Origin of the sequence: Streptomyces sp. GbtcB6, assembly GCF_019091475.1 — a bacterium.
GTDB lineage: Bacteria > Actinomycetota > Actinomycetes > Streptomycetales > Streptomycetaceae > Streptomyces > Streptomyces hyaluromycini.
Genome location: NZ_JAGXJL010000057.1, coordinates 1 through 23,062 on the forward strand (window position 1 = coordinate 1; position 23,062 = coordinate 23,062).

The following is a 23,062-nucleotide window of genomic DNA, read 5'->3' on the forward strand; positions in this document are numbered from 1 at the left end:
GGCAGCCCCCGGAACGGGCGGTCGAAGGGGGCCCACCCCCTGGAGGACGGGACGGGCAGGGGCGGCGGGGGCGAGACACCCACGCCCGCCCCCACCGGCCGCTCACATCCGCGACACGTTCCGCTCGTACACCAGCCGCAGCCCCACCAGCGTCAGCCACGGCTCGTGCTCGTCGATCACCGACGACTCCCCGAGCACCATCGGCGCCAGCCCACCCGTCGCGATCACCGTCACATCGTCCGGATCGTCCGCCAGCTCCCGCGCCATCCGCCCGACCACCCCGTCGACCTGCCCGGCGAACCCGTACACGATGCCCGCCTGCATGGCCTCCACCGTGTTCTTCCCGATCACGCTCCGCGGCCGCGCCACCTCGATCTTCCGCAGCTGCGCGCCCTTGACGCCCAGCGCCTCCACGGAGATCTCGATACCGGGCGCGATCACACCCCCGACGTACTCCCCGCGCGCGGACACCGCGTCGAAGGTCGTGGCCGTGCCGAAGTCGACGACGATCGCCGGCCCCCCGAACAGCTCGACGGCGGCGACCGCGTTGATGATCCGGTCGGCGCCGACCTCCTTGGGGTTGTCGGTGAGGATCGGCACCCCGGTCTTCACCCCGGGCTCCACCAGCACCGCCGGCACATCGCCGTAGTACCGCCGCGTGACCTCGCGCAGCTCGTGCAGCACGGACGGCACGGTCGCGCAGATCGCGATCCCGTCGATGCCGTCGCCGAGCTCGTCGCCGAGCAGCGGGTGCATGCCCATCAGGCCCTGGAGGAGCACCGCCAGCTCGTCTGCGGTACGGCGCGCGTCCGTGGAGATGCGCCAGTGCTCGACGATGTCCTCGCCGTCGAAGAGCCCGAGGACGGTGTGGGTGTTGCCGACGTCGATGGTGAGGAGCATGGGGTCACTCCGCCTCGCGCAGATCCAGGCCGATGTCCAGGATCGGCGAGGAGTGGGTGAGGGCGCCGACGGCCAGGAAGTCCACGCCCGTGTCGGCGTACGCCCGCGCGTTGTCCAGCGTGAGCCGCCCGGACGCCTCCAGGAGCGCGCGGCCGCCGACGATCGCGACGGCCTCCTCGCACTCCATCGGCGTGAAGTTGTCCAGCAGGATCAGGTCGGCGCCCGCGTCGACGACCTCGCGCAGCTGGTGCAGGGTGTCGACCTCGACCTCGATCGCCAGCTCCGGGAAGGCCTCGCGGACGGCCTTGAAGGCCTGGGCGACGCCGCCGGCGGCGACCACGTGGTTGTCCTTGACCAGGGCCGCGTCGGAGAGCGACATGCGGTGGTTGACGCCGCCGCCGCTGCGCACCGCGAACTTCTCCAGGGAGCGCAGCCCCGGGGTGGTCTTGCGGGTGTCCCGCACGCGCGTGGCCGTGCCCTCCAGCTCGTCCGCCCACGCGCGCGTGGCGGTCGCGATGCCGGAGAGGCGGTTCAGGATGTTGAGGGCACCGCGCTCGGCGGTGAGCAGGTCGCGGGTGCGGGTGGTGATCGACAGGAGCCGCTGCCCGGCCTCGACCCGGTCGCCGTCCTCGACGTGCCGTTCGACCTCGAACTCGTCGGTGCAGACCACGGAGACCACGGCCTCGGCGACCCGGAGGCCCGCGACCACACCGGCCTCGCGCGCGACGAAGTCGCCGGTGGCCACGGCCTCCTCGGGGATCGTCGCGACGGTCGTCACGTCCACGCCGTTGTCCAGGTCCTCCTGGATGGCCACGTTGGCGATGTCCTCGACCTCGATGGGGTCGAGTCCGGCGGCGGCCAGCAGCTCGGCGAGCGCGGGGTCGAGCCCGCACTCCAGGTACTCCTCGTCGCCCTCGGCGCCGCAGGCACAGCCGTCGCCGCAGCCGCCGCCGTCGGCGAGGGGAAGGTCGTTGGTGCTCACGTCTGTCACTGCTCCTGGTGTGGCTGGTGGGGCCGGGTAGGGGGGAAGTCTGCGGTGTCGGTGGTGCCCACGGCCAGCGTCCGGTCAGGATTCAGCCGTACGACGATGTGGCGCCCCCACCGGGCGTCGTCGCGGTCGGCGTGGTCCTCGCGCCAGTGGCAGCCGCGGGTCTCCTCGCGGCGGCGGGCCGCCTCGACGAGCACGCGCGCGACGCACAGGAGGTTGGTGGCCTCCCAGGTGTCGACGCCGGGTTCGGCGGTCTTGCCGTTCTCGTCCAGGGCGTCGCGGGCGTCCGTGTGCAGCCGCTGGAGCTGTCCGGCGGCCCTGGCGAGGGACTCCTCGGAACGCAGCACGCCGGCGCCCTCGGTCATGATCCGCTGGATGGCGAACCGGGCCTCGGGGGCGAGCAGCGGGTGCGCGGGCTTCTCGGGGTGCGGGACCGGTGCGGGCACGCGCGCGTGCAGGCCGTTCTCCAGGCGGGCCGCCGTGATGTCGGCGGCGATGCGCTCGGCGTAGACGAGGCCTTCGAGGAGGGAGTTGGAGGCGAGCCGGTTCGCGCCGTGCACGCCGGTGCACGCGACCTCGCCGCACGCGTAGAGCCCGGGGACGGTCGTACGCCCCCGCGCGTCGGTGCGCACGCCCCCGGAGGCGTAGTGGGCGGCCGGGGCTATCGGGATGGGCTCGGTGACCGGGTCGATGCCGTTGGCGCGGCAGGCGGCCAGGATGGTCGGGAAGCGGTGCTCCCACATGTCGGCGCCGAAGTGCCGGGCGTCGAGGTACATGTGTTCGGCGTCCTGCTCCTGCATGCGCCGCATGATGCCCTTGGCGACGATGTCCCGGGGCGCCAGCTCGGCCAGTTCGTGCTGCCCCACCATGAAGCGCACGCCGTCGGCGTCGACCAGGTGGGCGCCCTCGCCGCGCACCGCCTCGGAGACCAGCGGCTGCTGGCCCTCGGCGTCCGGGCCGAGGAAGAGCACGGTCGGGTGGAACTGCACGAATTCGAGGTCGCTGATCTCGGCGCCGGCGCGCAGTGCCAGCGCCACGCCGTCGCCGGTCGACACCGACGGGTTGGTGGTCGCGGAGAACACCTGGCCCATGCCGCCGGTCGCGAGGACGACCGCGGGGGCGTGCACGGCGCCCACGCCGTCGTGCTGGCCCTCGCCCATGACGTGCAGGGTGACCCCGGCCGTACGGCCCTCGGCGTCGGTCAGCAGGTCCAGGACGAGCGCGTTCTCGATGGCGCGCAGCCCACGCGCGCGTACCGCTTCCACGAGGGCCCGGGAGACCTCGGCGCCGGTGGCGTCGCCGCCCGCGTGCGCGATCCGGCGCCGGTGGTGGCCGCCCTCGCGGGTGAGGTGGAGGCCGCCTTCGGAGGACTCGTCGAAGATCGCGCCGGTGTCGATGAGCCGCCGTACCGCGCCGGGGCCCTCGGTGACGAGGATCCGTACGGCGTCCTCGTCGCAGAGGCCGGCGCCGGCCACCAGGGTGTCCGCGAGGTGCTGTTCCGGGGTGTCGCCCTCGCCGAGGGCCGCGGCGATGCCGCCCTGCGCCCAGCGCGTGGAGCCGTCGTCCAGGCGGGCCTTGGTGACGACGACCGTGGTCAGCCCGGCGGCCTGGCAGCGCAGGGCCGCGGTGAGGCCGGCCACCCCGGACCCGACGACGACCACGTCCGCCGAGATGCTCCACCCGGGGGCGGGCGCGTGCAGTCGTATGCCGGTGCTGGTGCCTGTACTGGTGCCTGTGCTGGTCACGAGGCGGCTCCGAGGTTTCCGAAGGTGAGAGGAAGGTTGTCGATCAGCCGGGTCGTCCCGACCCGGGCGGCGACGGCGAGGACGGCCTCTCCGGTGAAGTCGTCGTCGATCTCGGTGAAGTCGGACGGGTCGACCAGGGCGAGGTAGTCCAGTTCGAGCGGCGGGTCGTAGTGGACCGCCTCGTCCAGGACCTGGCGGGCGGCCGCGCGGACCGCCGCGGCGGCGTTCGGCACCGCCTTGGCGACGGCGTGCGCGTCGGCGGCCGCGCGGGATTCGCCTATGGCGCTGAGCGCCTCGGCGCGCGCCCGCGTCGACGGCACCTCGCGCGCCCGCGCACGCAGCGCCTCCTGTGCCGCGTGCCGGTCGCGGCCGGCGAACAGCGCGCGGGACAGTGTGAGCGCCGTGCGCCGCTCGTCGGGCGACAGGTAGCGGTTGCGGCTGGACAGCGCGAGCCCGTCGGACTCCCGCACGGTCGGTACGCCGACGATCTCGACGCCGAAGTTCAGGTCGCGCACCATGCGCCGGATCACGGCCAGCTGCTGGGCGTCCTTCTGCCCGAACAGGGCCACGTCGGGGCGGGTGAGGTGCAGCAGCTTGGCGACGACGGTGAGGACGCCGTCGAAGTGCCCGGGGCGGGAGGCGCCCTCCAGGAGCGTGCCCATCGGCCCCGCGGTGACCCGCACCTGGGGCTGCCCGCCCGGGTAGACCTCGTCGGCCGAAGGGGCGAACACGGCGTCAGCGCCCGCCTGTTCCGCGATCTTCAGGTCGGCGTCCAGGGTGCGCGGGTAGCGGTCGAGGTCCTCGCCCTGCCCGAACTGCAGGGGGTTCACGAAGACGGTGACGATCACGAAGCCCTTGCGGCCGACGTGCTCGCGGGCCGCCCTGATCAGCGTGGCGTGTCCCTCGTGCAGGGCGCCCATGGTCATGACGACGGCGGTGCGGCCCGAGACCGCGAAGTGGTCCTGCACGTACCTGAGGTCGTCGACGGTGGGGGCGAGTTCGAAGGGGCGGCGGCTCATCGGTCTTCCCCGTTCTGCGGCGTGTGCGTCCCGGTGGCGAGGACGCCGAGCAGGTCCTGGGCGAGCTCCGGCTTCAGCAGGCCGTGCGCGAGCGCCCGGTCGGCCGTCGCGCGGGCCATCGCCAGGTAGCCGTCGACGGCCTGCGGGGCGTGCCTGCGCAGCTCCGTGACGTGCGCGGCGACGGTGCCCGCGTCCCCGCGCGCGACCGGCCCGGTCAGCGCCGCGTCGCCGGAGCGCAGGGCGTTGTCCAGGGCGGCGCCGAGCAGTGGGCCGAGCATCCGGTCGGGGGCCTCGACGCCGGCGGTGCGCAGCAGCTCCATGGACTGGGCGACCAGGGTGACCAGGTGGTTGGCGCCGAGGGCGAGGGCCGCGTGATAGAGCGGGCGGTTCTCCTCGGAGATCCACTCCGGCTCGCCGCCCATCTCGATGACCAGGGCCTCGGCGGCCAGCCGCAGCTCCTCCGGCGCGGTCACCCCGAACGAGCAGCCCGCCAGCCGCTGCACGTCCACCGGCGTCCCCGTGAAGGTCATCGCCGGGTGCAGGGCCAGCGGCAGCCCGCCCGCGCGCAGGGCCGGGTCCAGGACCTTCGCGCCGTACCGGCCGGAGGTGTGCACGAGCAGCTGGCCGGGCCGTACGGCACCGGTCTCGGCGAGGCCGGTGACCAGGCCGGGCAGGGCGTCGTCGGGGACGGTCAGCAGGACCAGGTCGGCACGCCGGAGGACCTCGGCGGGGGGGACCAGCGGAACGCCTGGCAGCATCGCCTCGGCGCGCCGCCGGGAGGCGTCGGAGACCCCGGAGACGGCCACCGGGCGGTGCCCGGCGAGCTGCAGCGACGCGGCCAGCGCGGGGCCCACCCGGCCGGCGCCGACGACACCGACGGTGAGCCGCGCGGGGCGGTCACCGATGTCTGGCTGTTGGACTGTACTCACGCGAGGGTGGCCTTCCCGTTCCAGTCCGCTCTGGGTACCGGACGATTTCTCGTCATGTTAACGCTATCCGGTCCGGGGCCGATCGGTTGTCCACAGGCTGTGGGTGACCGGTCACACTCGCGGCCCGGAAAATGCGCGGCGCCCGGTCCGCGCGCCACGGCATCATCCACGGCATGAGTGATACGGCGACGGCCCAGGAAGACCACCCGAAGGAACCCCTGTCGGCGGAAGAGCAGATGCGAGAGCGGCGCGCCGCTGCCTACCGGCGGGCCACCCGCGTCCTCGCGCGCATGGGCCTGCGGGCCCCGCTCCGCGAACGGCTCGCGCGGCTCCAGGAGGCGGCCCCCGAGGTGTACGACCTGGACGAACCGTCGGACATCTACGGCAACGGCGTCGTCGAGGCCCTGGAGCGGCGCGTCGCGGCCCTGCTGGGCACGGAGGCCGCCGCGTTCTTCCCGACCGGCACGATGGCCCAGCAGGTCGCCCTGCGCTGCTGGGCGGCCCGCACCGGCAACCCCACGGTCGCCCTGCACGCACTCGCCCACCCCGAGGTGCACGAACGCGACGCCTTCCGCGAGGTGGCCGGCCTGCGCACGGTGCGCGTCACCGACGAGCCCCGGCTCCCCACCGCCCAGGAGATACGCGACTTCCCGGAGCCCTTCGGGGCGCTGATGCTGGAGCTGCCCCTCAGGGACGCCGGTTTCGTCCTGCCCACCTGGGAGGAGCTCACGGAGCTGGTGGAGGCGGCGCGGGAACGCGACGCGGTGGTGCACTTCGACGGTGCGCGCCTGTGGGAGTCCACCGTCCACCTCGGACGCTCCCTGTCCGAGATCGCGGACCTGGCGGACAGCGTCTACGTGTCGTTCTACAAGTCCCTCGACGGCTTCGGCGGCGCCGCGCTGGCCGGCCCGAAGTCCCTGGTCGAGGAGGCGAAGACCTGGCGCCACCGCTACGGCGGCATGATCTTCCAGCAGTTCCCGACGGCGCTCGCGGCCTTGATCGGCCTGGAGCGCGAACTCCCCCGCCTCCCGGACTACGTACGGCACGCGCGCGTGGTGGCCGCGGCCCTGCGCGAGGGCTTCGCCGAGGCAGGGCTCGCGTGGACCCGCGTCCACCCCGGGGAGCCGCACACCCACCAGTTCCAGGTCTGGCTGCCGTACGACGCCGACACACTGGTGGAGGCGGCGGTGGGCCAGGCCGAGGAGACCGGAACCTACCTCTTCACAAGCCTGTGGGACACGAAGGGCCCGGGACTGTCGATGACGGAGCTGACGGTGACGGCGGCGGGCCTGGAGTGGACGGCGGAGGACGTGAGGGCGGCGGTCGCGGACTTTGCGACACGGCTGCCTGCAGCGCCCCGATAAGGGCGCGGGGAACCGCGCGAGCAACCACCCACAACCCGCACCCGGCCCGCCGGCGTCGCGGGAGCGTTGTCGGTGGCGGGGTGCACGATGGGCACATGAGCGTACGTATCGACATCCCGGGGCTGCGCCCCGAGAGCGTCGCCGTCGTGCCCTCGCCACTGGCCGAGCTCGGCATGGCGCTGCACGCGTTGTCCGAGCCGGGGCACCACCCCGGCCTCCAGGGCTGGGCGACCGGCGTGACCGCCCGCATGGAGCCGCATCTGGCCGACCGGATGTGCGAGGCGGACTTCCTGTGGCGGACGACGTTCTCGGACCTGTTCCTGCCGTACGCGGCCGTGCCGGGCGCCGTCCCGGGCGGCACGCTCGCCGAGGAGCTGGACCAGCTGGACAAGCTGTCGGACGAGCAGTTCGTGGACGCGGCGCTGGAGTTCACGTGCGCGCTGTCGTACGGCATCGAGGCACCGGCTCTGCTGTCGGACCCCGCCGCGCGGCGGCGGGCGCTGGAGGTGGCCGCCTCGCGCGGTCCGCAGCAGGTCCGGTTCGCCCAGCGGCTGCTCGACGATCCGCCGAGCGTGCGTGCCTGGCTGCGCCGGTTCCTGACGGACTGCGCCGAGGCGTTCTTCGACGAGGCCTGGTCACGGCTGCGCCACCAGCTGGCGGCCGACGCCCGGCACAAGACGGAGCTGCTGCGTCGCAAGGGGCTGGCCGAGGCGCTGGCGGCGGTCTCCCCCGTCGTGACGCTCGACGGCACGGGCGCGCGGATCACCGTGGACAAGCTCGCCGACGGCCACGCGCGCGTGGCGGCCGACGGCCTGCTGCTGGTGCCCACCAGCCTGGGCTGGCCGCATCTGATGGTGCTGCACCGCTACGGCTGGCAGCCGGTGCTGCACTACCCGGTCGGCTCGCCGGAGCTCGCCTCGCCCGCGTCCGTGGAGGAGCTGACGCTGCGGATGGCGGCGCTGTCCCACCCCGTCCGGATGCGGCTGTGCCGGCATCTGGCGCGCAGCGCCTACACCACCAGCGAGCTGGCGCAGGTGCACGGCCTGTCGGCGCCGGAGGTCTCCCGGCATCTGGGCGTGCTCAAGAAGGCGGGCCTGGTCACGACGCGCCGCCGCGGGCGTTACGTACTGCACCAGCTGGACGTCACGGTCGTCGCCCGGCTCGGCAGCGACTTCCTGGAGGGGATACTCCGCTGAGCGCTCCGCTGGAAGGGGCGCGCTGGGCCGTCGGTCGTCTGCGGCGCCGTCGTGGCTGGTCGCGCCCATGCTGCGGAGCCGCATACGACACAGCCCCGCGCTCCTTCGGGGCGCTGCCAGGCCGGCGTCAGCCGAGTCCGCCGCCGGCCCGCACCAGCCCCGTCTCGTAGGCCAGCACGACCACCTGCACGCGGTCGCGGAGCCCGAGCTTGGTCAGGATGCGGCCCACGTGGGTCTTCACGGTCGCCTCGGACAGCACCAGGCGGCTCGCGATCTCGCCGTTCGACAGGCCCTGCGCGACCAGCACCATCACCTCGCGCTCGCGGTCGGTGAGCCGGTCCAGTTCCTGTTGCCTGGGCTCCTTGCCGGCGGAGGGCAGCATCGGCGCGAAGCGGTCGAGAAGGCGGCGGGTGGTGGAGGGCGCGACGACGGCGTCGCCGCTGTGCACGGAGCGGATGGCGGCCAGCAGCTCGCCCGGGGGCACGTCCTTGAGCATGAAGCCGGAGGCGCCCGCCTTCAGCCCCGAGAAGGCGTACTCGTCGAGGTCGAAGGTGGTCAGGATGAGCACCTTGGGCGCGTCGGGGTCCGCGCAGATGCGGCGGGTGGCCTCCACACCGTCCAGCTTGGGCATGCGCACGTCCATCAGGACGACGTCCACGGCGGTGGTCTTCAGTACCTGGATGGCCTCCACGCCGTCGCCCGCCTCCGCGACGACCTCCATGTCCGGCTGGGCCGCGAGCACCATCCGGAACCCGGTGCGCAGCAGCACCTGGTCGTCGACGAGCATCACGCGGATCGTCATCGGGTCCTCTTCCGTTTCCGTTCGTCCGTTTTTTCCGGATATTCCAGGTTTATGGAGTCTCCGGCGTTTCCGGGTCTTCTGTGGTCTTTCCGGGGGGCGTGACAGGTGTCAACCGCGGGCGCGCGTCTGTGTCAGTGCGCCGGTTTGAGCGGCAGCAGGGCACTGATGCGGAATCCTCCGCCAGGGCGGGGGCCCGCGTCGAGGGTGCCGCCCACCATGCCGACCCGTTCGCGCATGCCGATCAGGCCGTGGCCCTGGCCGTCGGCGCCGCCGTCCTCGTACATCTCGTGCGGGGCGCCCTTGCCGTCGTCCTCGACCAGCAGGCCGAGTCCGTCGTCGAAGTAGACCAGCCGCACGCTGGCGCCCGTGTTGGGGCCGCCGTGCTTGCGGGTGTTGGTCAGCGCCTCCTGCACGATCCGGTACGCCGTGAGCTCGACGCCGCTGGGCAGCGGGCGCGGGGTGCCCTCGACCTTGAAGTCGACGGGCAGGCCGGAGCTGCGGCACTGCTCCACGAGGTCGTCGATCTGCTCGACGTCGGGCTGCGGGACGTACTCGCCGACCTCCTTGTGCTCGCCGGTACGCAGCACGCCCAGCAGGCGGCGCATCTCGGCGAGGGCCTGGCGGCCGGTGGAGGAGATCGTCTCCAGTGCCTTCTTCGCCTGGTCGGGGGCGGCGTCGAGGACGTAGGCGGCGCCGTCGGCCTGGACCACCATCACGGACACGTTGTGCGCGACCACGTCGTGCAGCTCGCGCGCGATCCGGGCGCGCTCGGCGGCGACCGCGACCTTGGCCTGCGCCTCGCGCTCCTTCTCCAGCCGGGCGGCACGCTCCTCCAGCTGCGCGAAGTAGGCGCGGCGGGTGCGCATGGAGTCGCCGAGCACCCAGGCGAGCACGAACGGCACCGTCTGGAACAGCACGATCGCGATGTGCCCCGGGAAACTCGCCTCCTGCTGCGGCCACCTGATCTGCGCCAGGGGCGCCGCGCACAGCCCGGCGTAGAGACCGAACCGGGACGCCCAGCGCGCGCCGACGGCGGCGTTCGTGCACACGATCACCAGCATGGCGAAGTTGGCGATGGTCGTCTCCACGTCCAGCACCAGCTGGGCCAGGCCGGTGGCCGCGGCCAGCAGCAGCATCGGCTCCGGGAAACGGCGGCGCAGTGCGACGACGACGCTCATCACGACGGACACGGCCAGCATGGCGGCCCTGGGTCCGTGGTGCCCCTCGTTCCCGCCGAGCTTCCAGATGCTCGCGCCGGAGATCCCGAGCAAGGCGACGGCCCAGAAGCTGTCGACCCACGTCGGGTGCCTGCGGAGGAAGTCATAGAGGCGCTGCACGTAACCCAGAGTAGGGAAGCGTGATAGGTGCAGGGGTCAACCGGAGGGCCGATCCCTGTTCCGCACGCGTACTCCGCAAGGTGGAGAAGGTGATCACCTGTGCGCCTAGTCTGGCCCGGTGACGGATGAGGCGACGCGAGAGACGGCAGAGGACGCCCGTGGCTGGCGGGCGGCCACCGAGGCGGCCCTGTACGGCCCTGGCGGCTTCTACCGCCGCCCGGAGGGCCCGGCCGGGCACTTCCGTACGTCGGTGCACGCCTCACGGCTGTTCGCCGAGGCCGTGGCCGAGCTGCTGTGCCGGGTCGACGAGGCCCTGGGCCGCCCCGGGTCGCTGGACTTCGTCGACATGGGCGCCGGCCGGGGCGAGCTGGTCACCGGCGTGCTCGCGGCCCTGCCCGCCGACGTGGCGGCACGCGTGCGTGCGTACGCCGTCGATCTCGCCGACCGCCCGCCGGGCCTTCCCGACCGGATCACCTGGCTGACCGAGCTGCCGCGCACGGTCAGCGGCCTGGTCTTCGCCAACGAGTGGCTGGACAACGTGCCGGTCGAGGTCGCCGAGGTGGACGCGGCCGGGGTGCCCCGGCTGGTGCTGGTCCGGCGCAACGGCGCCGAACTGCCGGGGCGGGCGGTGTCGGGCGCGGAGGCGGATTGGCTCGCGCGGTGGTGGCCGCTGGGTACCGAGCCGGGGCTGCGCGCGGAGATCGGGCTGCCCCGGGACCAGGCGTGGGCGACCGCCGTCACGAGCCTCCAGAGAGGGCTCGCGGTGGCCGTGGACTATGCGCACACCGTGGCCACGCGCCCCCCGTTCGGGACGCTCACCGGCTTCCGGGAGGGGCGCGGGACGACGCCCGTGCCGGACGGGTCGTGCGACATCACGGCGCACGTCGCACTGGACGCCTGCGCGGCGCTCGACCCGGCGCTGAGGCTGCCCGAGGCGCTCCTCTGCACGCAACGCGACGCCCTGCGCGCCCTGGGCCTGATCGGCGCACGCCCCCCGCTCACGCTCGCCTCCACGCACCCCACCGCCTATGTGCGCGCCCTGTCGATCGCCGGAGAGGCCGCCGAACTCACCGCCCCCGGCGGCCTCGGCGACTTCGGCTGGCTGCTCCAGCCGGTGGGCATCGAGAACCCGCTGCTCTAGCCCTCGGTCCTGCTTGTCGCCTGCTTGCCGCCTACTTGTCGCTACTTGTCGCTACTTGTCGATGTCTCCCACCACGAAGAACATCGACCCGAGGATCGCGACCATGTCCGCCACCAGCGTCCCCGGCAGCAGTTCGGTCAGGACCTGGATGTTGTTGTAGGACGCCGAGCGCAGCTTCAGCCGGTACGGGGTCTTCTCGCCCTTGCTGACGAGGTAGTAGCCGTTGATGCCGAGGGGGTTCTCGGTCCAGGCGTAGGTGTGGCCCTCGGGCGCCTTGAGGACCTTGGGGAGCCGCTGGTTGATCGGTCCCGGCGGCAGGTCGGCGAGCCGGTCCAGGCAGGCGTCGGCCAGGTCCAGGGCGATGTGCGTCTGCTCCAGGAGGCACTCGAAGCGGGCCAGGCAGTCGCCCTCGGTCCGGGTGACCACCCTGAGGGTGTCCTGGAGCTCGCCGTAGGCCAGGTAGGGCTCGTCGCGGCGCAGGTCGAAGTCGACCCCCGAGGCGCGCGCGATGGGCCCGCTCACGCCGTACGCGTGCACGGCCTCCGGCGCGAGGGCGCCCACGCCGCGGGTGCGGCCGCGGAAGATCTCGTTGCCGAGGACCAGGTCGTCGAAGACGCCCATGCGGGAGCGCACGGCGGACACGGCTCCACGCGCGCGTGCGGTCCAGCCGGCCGGCAGGTCCTCCTTGAGGCCGCCGACGCGGTTGAACATGTAGTGCATGCGTCCGCCGGAGACCTCCTCCATGACGTTCTGCAGCACCTCGCGCTCGCGGAACGCGTAGAAGACCGGGGTGATCCCGCCCAGCTCCAGCGGGTAGGAGCCGAGGAACATCAGGTGGTTGAGGACCCGGTTCAGCTCGGCGAGCAGGGTGCGCGTCCACACCGCGCGGACAGGCACCTCCATGCCCAGCATGCGCTCGACGGCGAGGACCACGCCCAGCTCGTTCGAGAAGGCCGACAGCCAGTCGTGGCGGTTGGCGAGCATGATGATCTGCCGGTAGTCGCGCGCTTCGAAGAGCTTCTCCGCGCCGCGGTGCATATAGCCGATCACCGGCTCCGCGGAGATGATCCGCTCGCCGTCCAGCACGAGCTTCAGCCGCAGCACGCCGTGCGTGGAGGGGTGCTGGGGGCCGATGTTGAGCACCATGTCGGTGCTCTCCGCGGCGCCGCCGATCCCGACCGTGGTCTCCGTCGTAGGAGTCATGGACCCAGTCTCCCCTACGTACGCTGGCCCTATGGAGACGGGGAGCGCGGCCGGCGCCGAGACGACGGGGACCGAGCCAAAGTGGACGGGGCTGCCGCCGGGGCTGTTGCGGATGCGCCGGCTGCTGCTGGTGGTGTGGCTGGGGCTGCTCGCCCTGGCCGTGGGACTGCTGCTGGGCCTGCTCGCGGGCCCGGTGTGGGCGGCCTTCGCGCTGCTGCCGCTGGCCGTGCTGGCCTGGGGCTGGGTGCTGCTGGGCCGCAACTGGCGCTCCTGGCGGTACGCCGAGCGCGCCGACGACCTGCTGATCACGCGCGGGGTGCTGTGGCGCGAGGAGACCGTGGTGCCGTACGGGCGGATGCAGCTGGTGGAGGTGACCTCCGGGCCGGTCGAGCGGCACTTCGGTCTCGCCAGTGTGCAGCTGCACACCGCGGCCGCGGCCACCGACGCGACGATCCCCGGGCTCGACCCGGCCGAGGCGGAACGGCTGCGCGACCGGCTCACCGAGCTCGGCGAGGCCCGATCGGCGGGGCTGTGACCGCGCCGGGCGTCGAGGGCGCCATACGCGCGGGCAAGGCCGTGGGTGAGCGGCGGCTGCACCCGGTGACGCCGTTCCGGCGGGCGTGGGCGCCGGTCGCGGTGCTCACCGGCTGGGCGGTGCACGACCCGAACCAGGCGCAGGAGCAGCTGACGAAGCTGACCACGACCATGGTCCTGGGGGGACTCGCCGTCCTGGTCACGGCGGGGGCCCTCTACGGCTTCCTGACCTGGTGGTTCACCTACTTCTCGGTGACCGACAGCGAACTTCGGATACGCACCGGCCTGGTGTTCCGGCGCACCGCGCACATCCGGCTGGAGCGGATCCAGGCCGTCGACATCACCCAGCCGCTCCTCGCGCGCGTGGCGGGCGTCGCGAAGCTGCGCATAGACGTCGTCGGCACCGACAAGAAGGACGAACTGGCCTTCCTCGGCCAGGGCGAGGCGCGTCGGCTCCGCGCGGAGCTGCTCGCGCGCGCCGCCGGGTTCGCGCCGGAGACGGCGCACGAGGTCGGCGAGGCGCCGGCGCACGAGCTGATGCGCGTGCCCCCGAGCAAGCTCGCGATCTCGATCCTGCTGACGGGCGCCACCTGGGGCTCGCTGGCCGCCGCCCTCGTCGCCCCGCCGTTCCTCTGGCTGACCACCCACAGCGTGTGGACGGTCCTCGCCACCGCCGTGCCGCTGCTCGGCGCGGCGGCCACGACCAGTGTGGGGCGGTTCGTCGGGGAGTACGACTGGACGGTCGGGGAGTCCCCGGACGGGCTGCGCATCGACCACGGGCTGCTCGACCGCACGCACGAGACGGTGCCGCCGGGGCGGGTGCAGACCGTGCGGATCGTGGAGCCGCTGCTGTGGCGGCCGCTGCGCTGGGTGCGGGTGGAGCTGGACGTGGCCGGGTCGGCGAACTCCGTGCTGGTGCCGGTCGCCCCGCGCGCGGTCGCCGAGTCGGTCGTCGCGCGCGTGCTGCCCGGCGTGACCGTCCCCGGTGACCTGCTGCGGCCGCCGGGGCGGGCCCGGTGGTGCCTGCCGCTGTGGTGGCGCGGGTACGGGCTCGCGGTCACGGACGCGGTGTTCGCGGCGCGGCACGGGCTGCTGCGCCGGCGCCTCGCGCTCGTCCCGCACGCCAAGGTCCAGAGCGTACGGCTGACCCAGGGGCCCTGGGGGCGGCTGTGGCGGCTCGCGGACGTCCATGTGGACACGGGGGCCGACAAGACCGTGACGGCCCGGCTGCGGGGCGCCGAGGAGGCCGCGTCGCTGCTGCGGGAGCAGGCCGAGCGGTCACGGACGGGGCGCCGGACCGCGCGGCCGGACCGCTGGATGGCGTGACGGCCGGTGGCCGGGTGCGGGTGCGTGGGGGCTGGTCGCGCAGTTCCCCGCGCCCCTAAAAGCAGGTCGGCGCGGTGAGCGCCTCTTCAGGGGGGCGGGGCCGTATTTGATATGCGGCTGCCGCCGCGTGGGCGCGACCAGCCACGATGGTGCCGCACCCGACCACCGACCGACCGTCCCCGGCTCAGGATCGCCGCGTGTTCAGGAGGCGGCGCTGCGCAGGCCGCCGAGGTTGATCTGCTCCGTCTCGTCGTGCGCGGTCAGGTCGATGACCTGGCCGACGCCCCGCGCCTGCGCGTCGGCGGGCTTGAACTCGGCCTCGGACTCGGCCTTGTGGAGCGCGAGCGCCTCCTGGCCGACGACGTCCGCGAGGTCCTCGTTGTGCATGGCGTCCAGCCCGCCCGCGGGCGAGCCCTTCTGGGTGCCGAAGAAGTCGAAGCCGCCGGTGACCAGCGGGCGCGGGATCGGCGCGGCCGGCAGGACCGCCACCGCGGTCGGCACCGTGAAGTGCCCCGAGGGCTTCACGGAGTTGACGGACGGTGCCGTCGTGGGGTGGGGGGCGTCCTGCTCGGCCGGCTCCGGGGTGGTGTCCTCCGGCCCGGCCGTGGTGGCGGCGGCCGCGTGCGCGTGCCCGTCGGCCGCCTCGTGCTGCCCCTGCGCCTCGTCCTCCGGCGCGGTCTCGCCCTTCGGGGCGTCGGGCTCGGCGGCCGTCTCCGTCGTGCCCTCGGTGCCCGCGTCGGCCTCGGCCGCCGGGGCGTCCTTCTCGTCAAACCGGGCCAATGCCACCTTGGCCCGCAGGAACAGCTTGGAACCCTCCGGCGAGAAGACCGCGGGAGTCGTCTCCTCGACCGTCAGCTCCTCGGCCTTCTCGTCGACTGCCGCCGCGGACTTCTCGGCCTCTTCCGCGCTCCGGGCGGCGGGGAGCTCGTTCGACGGCGCGGTGGCCTCGATCTCCAGCAGCCGGCGGCCCTCCAGGGCGCTCGCGCGCTCGGTCTCGGCCGTGGCGTAGCGGCGCAGCAGGGACGCGTGCTCGTTGCGCAGTCCCGCCAGCTCCGTCCGCTTCGCGCGCAGCCGCTGCTCCAGCTTGGCGCGCAGCTCCCGCGACTCCTCCAGGTCGGTCTCCAGCTCGGCGATCCGCTCCTCGTGGCGCCACTCGTCGCTCGCACGCGCGCGTGACAGGTCGGCCACCTGCTTGCCCGCGTCGGTGTCCCAGCGCCGCATGACGGCGGCACCGACGGCCGCGGTGGCCGCGGCTATCGCGGCCAGGGTGCGCAGCACCGTCGGTTGCGAGAACAACCAGGGGCCCAAGGCGCAGACGAGGGAGACACCGGCGATCGCCGAAGGAGGCAACAGCCTGTGCAAAGGCGGGGAATGACGGTGGCGTCCACGTGGCATGGCCAGAAACTTACCGCGCGTAGGCGAATCGTGGTGCCCCGGGCCGTAAAAACACAGCGACAACGAAGTCTTCTGACGGTATCGGCAGGGCCCGGACTCAGCTGTCGTTCAATCGGCCGCTGATCCACTCCAGCGTCGCGGGGATCTCGCGGCGCCAGGTATTGAAGTTGTGGCCGCCGCTGTCGAGGATGATCGACGAGATCCGGGTCAGTTTCGTGGCCTCCACGGACGCGATGAATTTCAGCGTGGCCTTGTAGTTGGTTTCTCCGACCTTGCTGCTCGTGACCAGCAGGGAGGTGTCCGGGGCGGGCTCGTGCCGCAGGTACCACCAGAGGTCCGCGCGGTTGCGGAGATTCCGGTCGCCCTGGAAGAGGTCTCCGGTCGTGGCGTCTATGGGCGCCTTGTACGACGGGGAGAGTCCGGCACCGGCCGCGTACACGTCGGGGTGGTGCATCGCGAGCTTCAGCGCGCAGTACCCGCCCGTCGAGTCGCCGACGATCCCCCAGCCGCCCGGCTTGGCGGCCCGGTAGTGCGCGCGTACGGCGTCGGGCAGGTCCCGGGCGAAGAAGGTCTCGGTCTGCGGACCGTGCGGGATGTCCACGCACTCGGTGTCCCGGGGCGGCGCGACGGTGGGCCGCAGCATCACCAGGATCGCCGGCCGCATCCGCCCGGCCCGGACCAGGTGCTGTGCCGTGCGCGGGTAGTGCAGCTTGTCGACCAGCGCCCGCGCGGTGCCGGGATAGCCGCTGAGGACGACCACCACCGGGAACGTACGCGTGCGGTACTGCGGCTGGAAGTACTCCGGCGGCAGGTACACGTACGCGGGCGTGGCGATGTGCGTCGTACGGCCGGCGATGTCGACCTGCTGGATCTGGCCGGCCGTCCGGGGCAGCGAGCCGCCCATGCCGTGCACCTCGGACGTGGACACCACCTGGACCGGGCTGCCGGGCGGACCGCCCGCCGTGTGGTCGACCACGACGCCCTGGTCGGTTTCCGTGCCGAGCAGGTCGGCCCAGCTCGCGTAGAAACCGAAAGCCTGGTTGACGGCTATCCCCAGGCACGCGAAGAGCGCCAACTGGGTCGCCAGCAAAAGACCGACGCGGCCGCTGACGGCCCGCCAGCTCCGCCGGGCCAGCCGGGGCCACGACCACACCGTGCCGACGAACAGCAGTACGGCGAACAAGATCGCCAATGCCAGCGTTTTATCGCTCGTGAGACCCATGAGGTGCTTCCTGCCTGCGCTTTCCCCCGTGGCCACCGCTGCTTTCAGCGATCCTTGCCCCGGGCTTTCCCTGGCCTTTGAACCGGCTTTCCGGTGGGGAGTGAACCTCTCCCCCCGAGACACCGTCCTAGAGGGCGCAATGTCGCCGGATGCCCGAATCGGGCCCGGATTCAAGGTCTCTCGCAGAACTACGGGATGCGATGTCTGTCAGGATAGATGGGGAAATGTCGGGCGAGGTTCCGAGCCGATCAGGCCGGGCGCGGCGCATAGTCCGTGGCCCGCGCCCTGAGGCCGTCCCCGCTCTGGTCGGCAGGGCGTGCGCGGTCGTAGGCGTCCTGGACATCGCCGCGGGTGTGTTCCCGCGCTTCCGTCACAGCCGTATGCACGCCATGGCCGAGGTACTGCCCGGCTCGCTCGGCCCGTTCGCCGCCGCGCTCTCGCTCAGCGCCGGCGTGCTGTTGCTGCTGCTCGCACACGGGCTCAAACGGCGCAAGCGCCGGGCGTGGCGGGCCGCGGTCGCGCTGCTGCCGGCCGGCGCGGTGTCGCAGTTCGTGTACCGGCACTCGGTCATCGGCGCGCTGATCTCACTGGCCCTGTTCGTGCCGCTCGTGATGCACCGCGACGAGTTCAAGGCGCTGCCCGACCCGCGCAGCCGGTGGCGCGCGCTCGCCAACTTCGTCCTCATGAGCGCCGGTTCCCTCGCCCTCGGCCTCGTCATCGTCAGCGCCCACCCGAAGCGCACGATCGGCGACCCGAGCCTGGCCGACCGCATCACACACGTCCTGTACGGGCTGTTCGGCTTCGAGGGGCCGGTCGACTACGAGGGCTCCACCTCCTGGACGGTCGCCTTCTCGCTCGGCGCGCTCGGCCTGATCACCGCGGTCACCACCATCTACCTGGCCTTCCGCCCCGAACACCCCGCCGCACACCTCACCGAGGAGGACGAGACCCAACTGCGTGCGCTCCTCGAGAAGCACGGCGCCCGCGACTCCCTCGGCCACTTCGCGCTCCGCCGCGACAAGGCGGTCGTCTTCTCGCCCAGCGGCAAGGCGGCGGTCACCTACCGCGTCGTCTCCGGCGTGATGCTCGCCAGCGGCGACCCGATCGGCGACGTAGAGGCCTGGCCCGGCGCCATCGAACGCTTCATGGACGAGGCCAAGGCCCACTCCTGGACCCCCGCCGTCATGGGCTGCTCGGAGACGGGCGGCGAGGTGTGGACCCGCGAGACCGGCCTGGACGCGCTCGAACTCGGCGACGAGGCGGTGGTGGACGTGGCGGATTTCTCGCTCGCCGGACGCGCGATGCGCAACGTGCGCCAGATGGTCAAGCGCATCGAGCGGGCCGGCTACGAAACCCGGGTACGGCGCATCCGTGACGTCGGCGAGGCCGAGCTGGACCGCATCCGCCGGGCGGCCGAGGACTGGCGCGGCACCGACACCGAACGCGGCTTCTCGATGGCCCTCGGCCGCATCGGCGACCCCGCCGACGGCGACTGCCTGATCGCCACCGCCCACAAGACCGACGAACAGCCCGGCCAGTACGGCGACCTCAAGGCGATCCTGCACTTCGTGCCCTGGGGCACCGACGGCGTCTCGCTCGACCTGATGCGCCGCGACCGCTCCGCCGACCCCGGGATGAACGAACTGCTCATCGTGGCCGCCCTCCAGGCTGCCCCGAAGCTCGGCATCACCCGGATCTCGCTCAACTTCGCGATGTTCCGCTCGGCGCTCGCGCGCGGCGAGAAGATCGGCGCGGGACCGGTGCTGCGCGCCTGGCGCGGACTGCTGGTGTTCCTCTCGCGCTGGTTCCAGATCGAGTCCCTGTACAAGTTCAACGCGAAGTTCCAGCCCCGCTGGGAGCCGCGCTTCGTGGTCTACCGGGCCTCCGGCGACCTCCCGCGCATCGGCCTCGCCGCCATGCAGGCCGAGGGCTTCGTCAGCCTCGCCCTGCCGCTGCCGCGCTTCCTGCGCCGCCAGCCGCCCGCCCCCCGCCCGTGCGCCCACAGCATCGCCGAACAGGGTGTACGAGCGGCCTGACCCCCTGACCGGCCCGAGCGGCCGCCCCTCCCCCTCCGGCCCGGGGGCGCCGCTCGGGCCACGGGGGCTGGCCGCGGGGCCCTGGGCCTACGCTGAACGTATGAGCAACCACAGCGGACGTGGCCAGGTGACAGGGCTTCCGGCATGGGACCGGTGCGCGGTCATGGGGGTCGTGAACGTCACCCCCGACTCCTTCTCCGACGGCGGCCGCTGGTTCGACACGACGGCCGCCGTCAAGCACGGCCTCGTCCTCGTCGCCGAGGGCGCCGACCTCGTCGACGTCGGCGGCGAGTCCACCCGCCCGGGCGCCACCCGCGTCGACGAGGACGAGGAACTGCGCCGGGTCATCCCGGTCGTCCGCGGCCTCGCCGCCGAAGGCGTCGTCGTCTCCGTCGACACCGTGCGCGCCTCCGTCGCCGCCCAGGCCCTCGCCGCCGGCGCCGCCCTCGTCAACGACGTCAGCGGCGGCCTCGCCGACCCCGACATGATCCCCGTCGTCGCCGACTCCGGCGCCCCCTTCGTCGTCATGCACTGGCGCGGCTTCCTCGAGGGCGGCAACGTCAAGGGCGTGTACGACGACGTGGTCGGCGAAGTCCTCGACGAACTGCACGCGCGCGTGGACGCCGTCCTGGCCGGCGGCATCTCCCCCGACCGCGTCGTCGTCGACCCCGGCCTCGGCTTCTCCAAGAACTCCGAGCACGACCTGGCCCTGCTCGCGCACCTCGACCGGCTGCACGCCCTGGGCCACCCGCTGCTCGTCGCCGCCTCCCGCAAGCGGTTCCTCGGCCGGGTCCTGGCCGGACCCGAGGGGGCGCCCCCGCCGGCCCGGGAGCGCGACGCGGCGACGGCCGCCGTCTCGGCGCTCGCGGCGCACGCCGGCGCATGGGCGGTGCGCGTGCACGAGGTGCGCGCCACGGCGGACGCGGTACGGGTCGCGCGCGCCATAGAAGAGGCGCGCACCGGAGCGGACGCGCAGGCCACGCAGGCCACACAGATCCTTCCCCACCGCGCAGAAGGAGCCCGGTGAGCGCCCCCCACACCGACGTCGAGCAGGTCGAGGCGGCCAACACCGCCTTCTACGAGGCACTGGAGAACGGCGACTTCGAGACGGTCTCCTCCCTCTGGCTCACGCCCGCCGACCTGGGCGTCGACGAGGAGTACCACGACCCGGCCGACAGCGGCGTGATCTCCTGCGTGCACCCCGGCTGGCCGGTGCTGACCGGTCGCGGCGAGGTCCTGCGGTCGTACGCGCTGATCATGGCGAACACCGACTACATCCAGTTCTTCCTCACCGACGTGCACGTCTCCGTCACCGGCGACACCGCCCTGGTGACCTGCACGGAGAACATCCTCAGCGGCGGTCCCGCCCCCGAGGGCAGCCAGGAGCTCGGCCCGCTGGTCGGGCAGCTGGTCGTCGCCACGAACGTGTTCCGGCGCACCCGGGACGGGTGGAAGCTCTGGTCCCACCACGCCTCCCCGGTGCTGTCCGAGGCCGACGAGGACGAGGACGACGACACGCCCTCCTGAGCACGGCACACCCTTCCGGGCCCCTCGCGGACCAAGAAGTGGCTGGAATCACGAACTCGCGAGTAGGTAAGGCCACCGGCCCATGAGCCGCCGGGTTCTCCAGGGGAAACACGCGATGAACCCTGCCGTACCCCGGCGGCCACCCAGGCCCGGCACCCCGGCTCTGTCAGTGCCCGCAGGTAGATTCATGTGTGGCCGGTCCGTCGCCCGCACGCGATGCCGCCCGGCCGCCACACCGACGATTGCAGGAGTGATTCGCGTGGATCGTGTCGCGCTGCGCGGCCTGAGGGCCCGCGGGCACCACGGTGTCTTCCCCAAGGAGCGCGAGGAGGGCCAGACCTTCATCGTGGACCTCGTCCTTGGCCTGGACACCCGGCCGGCGGCGGCCGACGACGACCTGGCGAAGACCGTGCACTACGGCGTCGTGGCCGAGGAGGTCGTCGCCGTGGTCGAGGGGGAGCCGGTGAACCTGATCGAGACGCTCGCCGAGCGGATCGCCCAGGTCTGCCTCAAGCACGAGGGGGTAAGAGAGGTCGAGGTCCAGGTCCACAAGCCGGACGCGCCCATCACCGTCCCCTTCGACGACGTCACCGTCACCATCACCCGGAGCCGAGTATGACCGCATCCTCCCTGCGGGGTCCCAGCGACCCGACCGTACAGCCGGTGCCCGCCTCCGTCGTGGAGCAGGTCGACGCCGCCGACACCACCCTGTCCAACCCCAAACGAGCCGTGGTCGCCCTCGGCTCCAACCTCGGCAACCGCCTGGAGACCCTCCAGGGCGCCATCGACGCGCTGGAGGACACCCCGGGTGTCCGCATCAAGGCCGTGTCGCCGGTGTACGAGACGGAGCCGTGGGGCGTCGAGCCCGGCAGCCAACCGACGTACTACAACGCGGTCGTGGTGCTGAAGACCACCCTCCCGCCGTCCTCCCTGCTGGAGCGGGCGCACGCGGTCGAGGAGGCCTTCAACCGGGTGCGCGACGAGCGCTGGGGGCCGCGCACCCTCGACGTCGACATCGTCGCGTACGCCGACGTCGTCTCCGACGACCCGCAGCTCACCCTCCCGCACCCGCGCGCCCACGAGCGCGCCTTCGTGCTCGCGCCCTGGTTCGACGTCGACCCCGAGGCCCGGGTGCCCGGCCGCGGCACGGTCGCGGAGCTGCTGGCCGCCGTCACCCGGCACGGTGTGGAAGCGCGCGGGGACCTGGAACTCCGACTGCCCGAGTAGTCGTTAAGGTCGAGACGACCACATCGCTGCGGGGGAGCTGAAGGAACACAGTGAAAGAGCTGCGGATCAGGGTGCTGGCCGGCGTCTTCGTCGTGGCCGGAGTGCTGTCCTGGGCGGGCGCCCGTCTGTGGAACGCGGTGGGGACCCTGCCCAGCGTGCCGGTGGCCGCCCCGATCGTCCTCGCGCTGATCGCCGTGGTCCTGCTCTCCACGGCGCTCTCGTTGCGCGCCCGCCTCAAGGCCCAGCGCGAGCGCCGCCCGGGCGCCAAGGGCGTCGACCCCCTGATGGCGGCCCGCGCCGTGGTCTTCGGCCAGGCGAGCGCCCTCGTCGCGGCCCTGGTCGCCGGCATGTACGGCGGCACGGGCGTCTTCCTGCTGGAGCTCCTCGACTTCCCCACCCGCCGCGACCAGGCCCTCTACGCGGCCTTCTCGGTCGTCGCCGGCATCGCCGTGATAGCTGCGGCCCTCTTCCTGGAGCGGGTGTGCAAGCTCCCGGAGGACGACGACAACAACCACAGCGGGGCCGAGCCGGTCGCCTGAGCCCCGCTCTGCGGAGGGTCAGCGGGCCAGTATCAGGCTCATTGCCTCGGCTCGGGTCGTGGCGTCCCTGAGCTGGCCGCGGACCGCCGACGTCGTCGTCTTGGCACCCGGCTTACGGATCCCGCGCACCGACATGCACATGTGTTCGGCCTCGACCACTACGATCACGCCCCGGGCCTCCAGGATCCGCATGAGCGAGTCCGCGACCTGCGTGGTGAGTCGTTCCTGCACCTGCAGGCGGCGGGCGAACACCTCGACCAGGCGCGCGAGCTTCGACAAGCCCGTGATCTTGCCGGTCTCCGCCGGGATGTAGCCGACATGGGCCACACCATGGAACGGCAACATGTGATGTTCACACAAAGAGACGATCTCGATGTCCTTCACCAGGACCATCTCGTCGTGCCCGAGGTCGAACGTCGTCGTCAGGACCTCCTCGGGCGACTGGTGATTCCCCGCCAAAAGCTCGCGATAGGCCCGCGCGACCCGTGCCGGAGTCTCCCGGAGGCCCTCGCGGTCCGGGTCCTCGCCGACCGCGAGCAGAAGTTCGCGTACGGCGTTCTCGGCGCGTTTCTCGTCGAACTCGCCGATGGTGCCCTCGCCGTCCAGGGTCACGGGGTCGGTCATCTGGGGTG

At 72.8% G+C, this 23,062-nt stretch carries 22 protein-coding genes; 11 read left to right on the forward strand and 11 right to left on the reverse strand.

All coding sequences use genetic code 11. From position 1 onward, the window contains the following. Window positions 1-102: 102 nt before the first annotated feature. Genes KVT45_RS46300 through KVT45_RS46320 form a run of 5 tightly spaced genes read right to left on the reverse strand, consistent with a single transcriptional unit; the run spans window position 103 to window position 5,581 of the window. Window positions 103-900: a type III pantothenate kinase gene (locus KVT45_RS46300; RefSeq protein WP_089099902.1), complete on the reverse strand. Its 798-nt coding sequence runs from the start codon at window positions 898-900 to the stop codon at window positions 103-105. Window positions 901-904: 4 nt separating this feature from the next. Further along, window positions 905-1,882 carry a carboxylating nicotinate-nucleotide diphosphorylase gene (gene nadC / locus KVT45_RS46305; RefSeq protein WP_217556008.1) on the reverse strand — a complete coding sequence of 326 codons (978 nt, stop codon included), beginning with the start codon at window positions 1,880-1,882 and terminating at the stop codon, window positions 905-907. Window positions 1,883-1,887: 5 nt separating this feature from the next. Then, the gene (locus KVT45_RS46310; protein ID WP_217556009.1) at window positions 1,888-3,633 is read right to left on the reverse strand and encodes an L-aspartate oxidase; all 1,746 of its coding nucleotides are present in this window, start codon (window positions 3,631-3,633) and stop codon (window positions 1,888-1,890) included. Further along, complete coding sequence (gene panC / locus KVT45_RS46315; protein WP_217556010.1) at window positions 3,630-4,652, reverse strand: pantoate--beta-alanine ligase; 1,023 nt, start codon at window positions 4,650-4,652, stop codon at window positions 3,630-3,632. Before panC ends, KVT45_RS46310 begins: the two co-directional genes overlap by 4 nt. Then, entirely contained in the window at window positions 4,649-5,581 is a 933-nt protein-coding gene (locus KVT45_RS46320; protein WP_217556011.1) for a Rossmann-like and DUF2520 domain-containing protein, read from the reverse strand. The genes panC and KVT45_RS46320 overlap by 4 nt, the downstream gene beginning before the upstream one ends. A 173-nt stretch (window positions 5,582-5,754) precedes the next feature. Here KVT45_RS46320 and KVT45_RS46325 point away from each other — a divergent pair, with 173 nt between their 5' ends. Then, window positions 5,755-6,945 carry a low specificity L-threonine aldolase gene (locus tag KVT45_RS46325; protein ID WP_217556012.1) on the forward strand — a complete coding sequence of 397 codons (1,191 nt, stop codon included), beginning with the start codon at window positions 5,755-5,757 and terminating at the stop codon, window positions 6,943-6,945. A 95-nt stretch (window positions 6,946-7,040) separates the two neighbouring features. Beyond that, window positions 7,041-8,141 carry a DUF5937 family protein gene (locus tag KVT45_RS46330; protein ID WP_217556013.1) on the forward strand — a complete coding sequence of 367 codons (1,101 nt, stop codon included), beginning with the start codon at window positions 7,041-7,043 and terminating at the stop codon, window positions 8,139-8,141. Between the two features lie 127 nt (window positions 8,142-8,268). Here the strand turns inward: KVT45_RS46330 and KVT45_RS46335 are convergent, their stop codons facing one another. Both KVT45_RS46335 and KVT45_RS46340 read right to left on the reverse strand, forming a co-directional pair. Beyond that, window positions 8,269-8,943, reverse strand: coding sequence for a response regulator transcription factor (locus KVT45_RS46335; protein WP_217556014.1), 675 nt, complete (start codon window positions 8,941-8,943; stop codon window positions 8,269-8,271). 131 nt (window positions 8,944-9,074) lie between these two features. Further along, on the reverse strand, window positions 9,075-10,280 hold the full coding sequence (locus KVT45_RS46340) for a sensor histidine kinase (protein WP_217556015.1): 1,206 nt from the start codon (window positions 10,278-10,280) through the stop codon (window positions 9,075-9,077). A 118-nt stretch (window positions 10,281-10,398) separates the two neighbouring features. On the opposite strand from KVT45_RS46340, the gene KVT45_RS46345 reads away from it, so the two are divergent. Continuing rightward, window positions 10,399-11,421: an SAM-dependent methyltransferase gene (locus tag KVT45_RS46345; protein WP_217556016.1), complete on the forward strand. Its 1,023-nt coding sequence runs from the start codon at window positions 10,399-10,401 to the stop codon at window positions 11,419-11,421. A 51-nt stretch (window positions 11,422-11,472) separates the two neighbouring features. Here KVT45_RS46345 and KVT45_RS46350 read toward each other — a convergent pair whose 3' ends face one another. Further along, entirely contained in the window at window positions 11,473-12,624 is a 1,152-nt protein-coding gene (locus KVT45_RS46350; RefSeq protein WP_217556017.1) for an NADH-quinone oxidoreductase subunit D, read from the reverse strand. A gap of 31 nt (window positions 12,625-12,655) precedes the next feature. Between KVT45_RS46350 and KVT45_RS46355 the strand changes: the two genes are divergently transcribed. Then, the gene (locus KVT45_RS46355) at window positions 12,656-13,159 is read left to right on the forward strand and encodes a PH domain-containing protein (protein WP_217556018.1); all 504 of its coding nucleotides are present in this window, start codon (window positions 12,656-12,658) and stop codon (window positions 13,157-13,159) included. Continuing rightward, window positions 13,156-14,484: a PH domain-containing protein gene (locus KVT45_RS46360; RefSeq protein WP_217556019.1), complete on the forward strand. Its 1,329-nt coding sequence runs from the start codon at window positions 13,156-13,158 to the stop codon at window positions 14,482-14,484. Before KVT45_RS46355 ends, KVT45_RS46360 begins: the two co-directional genes overlap by 4 nt. Before the next feature lie 201 nt (window positions 14,485-14,685). Here KVT45_RS46360 and KVT45_RS46365 read toward each other — a convergent pair whose 3' ends face one another. Both KVT45_RS46365 and KVT45_RS46370 read right to left on the reverse strand, forming a co-directional pair. Continuing rightward, window positions 14,686-15,879, reverse strand: coding sequence for a hypothetical protein (locus KVT45_RS46365; protein ID WP_217556020.1), 1,194 nt, complete (start codon window positions 15,877-15,879; stop codon window positions 14,686-14,688). Window positions 15,880-15,976: 97 nt separating this feature from the next. Further along, window positions 15,977-17,101 carry an esterase family protein gene (locus KVT45_RS46370; protein ID WP_217556021.1) on the reverse strand — a complete coding sequence of 375 codons (1,125 nt, stop codon included), beginning with the start codon at window positions 17,099-17,101 and terminating at the stop codon, window positions 15,977-15,979. 224 nt (window positions 17,102-17,325) lie between these two features. On the opposite strand from KVT45_RS46370, the gene KVT45_RS46375 reads away from it, so the two are divergent. The 6 genes from KVT45_RS46375 (at window position 17,326) to KVT45_RS46400 (ending at window position 22,430) form a co-directional block, all read left to right on the forward strand. Next, window positions 17,326-19,137: a phosphatidylglycerol lysyltransferase domain-containing protein gene (locus KVT45_RS46375; RefSeq protein ID WP_217556022.1), complete on the forward strand. Its 1,812-nt coding sequence runs from the start codon at window positions 17,326-17,328 to the stop codon at window positions 19,135-19,137. 100 nt (window positions 19,138-19,237) lie between these two features. Beyond that, the gene (gene folP, locus KVT45_RS46380; RefSeq protein ID WP_254648348.1) at window positions 19,238-20,164 is read left to right on the forward strand and encodes a dihydropteroate synthase; all 927 of its coding nucleotides are present in this window, start codon (window positions 19,238-19,240) and stop codon (window positions 20,162-20,164) included. Further along, the gene (locus KVT45_RS46385; RefSeq protein WP_217556023.1) at window positions 20,161-20,664 is read left to right on the forward strand and encodes a nuclear transport factor 2 family protein; all 504 of its coding nucleotides are present in this window, start codon (window positions 20,161-20,163) and stop codon (window positions 20,662-20,664) included. Before folP ends, KVT45_RS46385 begins: the two co-directional genes overlap by 4 nt. Before the next feature lie 259 nt (window positions 20,665-20,923). Then, a complete protein-coding gene (gene folB, locus KVT45_RS46390; RefSeq protein WP_217556024.1) occupies window positions 20,924-21,283 on the forward strand; it encodes a dihydroneopterin aldolase in 360 nt (119 codons plus the stop codon). Then, window positions 21,280-21,891, forward strand: a complete 612-nt coding sequence (folK, locus tag KVT45_RS46395; RefSeq protein ID WP_217556025.1) for a 2-amino-4-hydroxy-6-hydroxymethyldihydropteridine diphosphokinase — start codon at window positions 21,280-21,282, stop codon at window positions 21,889-21,891. The genes folB and folK overlap by 4 nt, the downstream gene beginning before the upstream one ends. A 50-nt stretch (window positions 21,892-21,941) precedes the next feature. Beyond that, complete coding sequence (locus KVT45_RS46400) at window positions 21,942-22,430, forward strand: DUF3180 domain-containing protein (protein ID WP_217556026.1); 489 nt, start codon at window positions 21,942-21,944, stop codon at window positions 22,428-22,430. Between the two features lie 18 nt (window positions 22,431-22,448). Here the strand turns inward: KVT45_RS46400 and folE are convergent, their stop codons facing one another. Beyond that, on the reverse strand, window positions 22,449-23,054 hold the full coding sequence (gene folE / locus KVT45_RS46405) for a GTP cyclohydrolase I FolE (RefSeq protein WP_089099923.1): 606 nt from the start codon (window positions 23,052-23,054) through the stop codon (window positions 22,449-22,451). Between the last annotated feature and the right edge of the window lie 8 nt (window positions 23,055-23,062).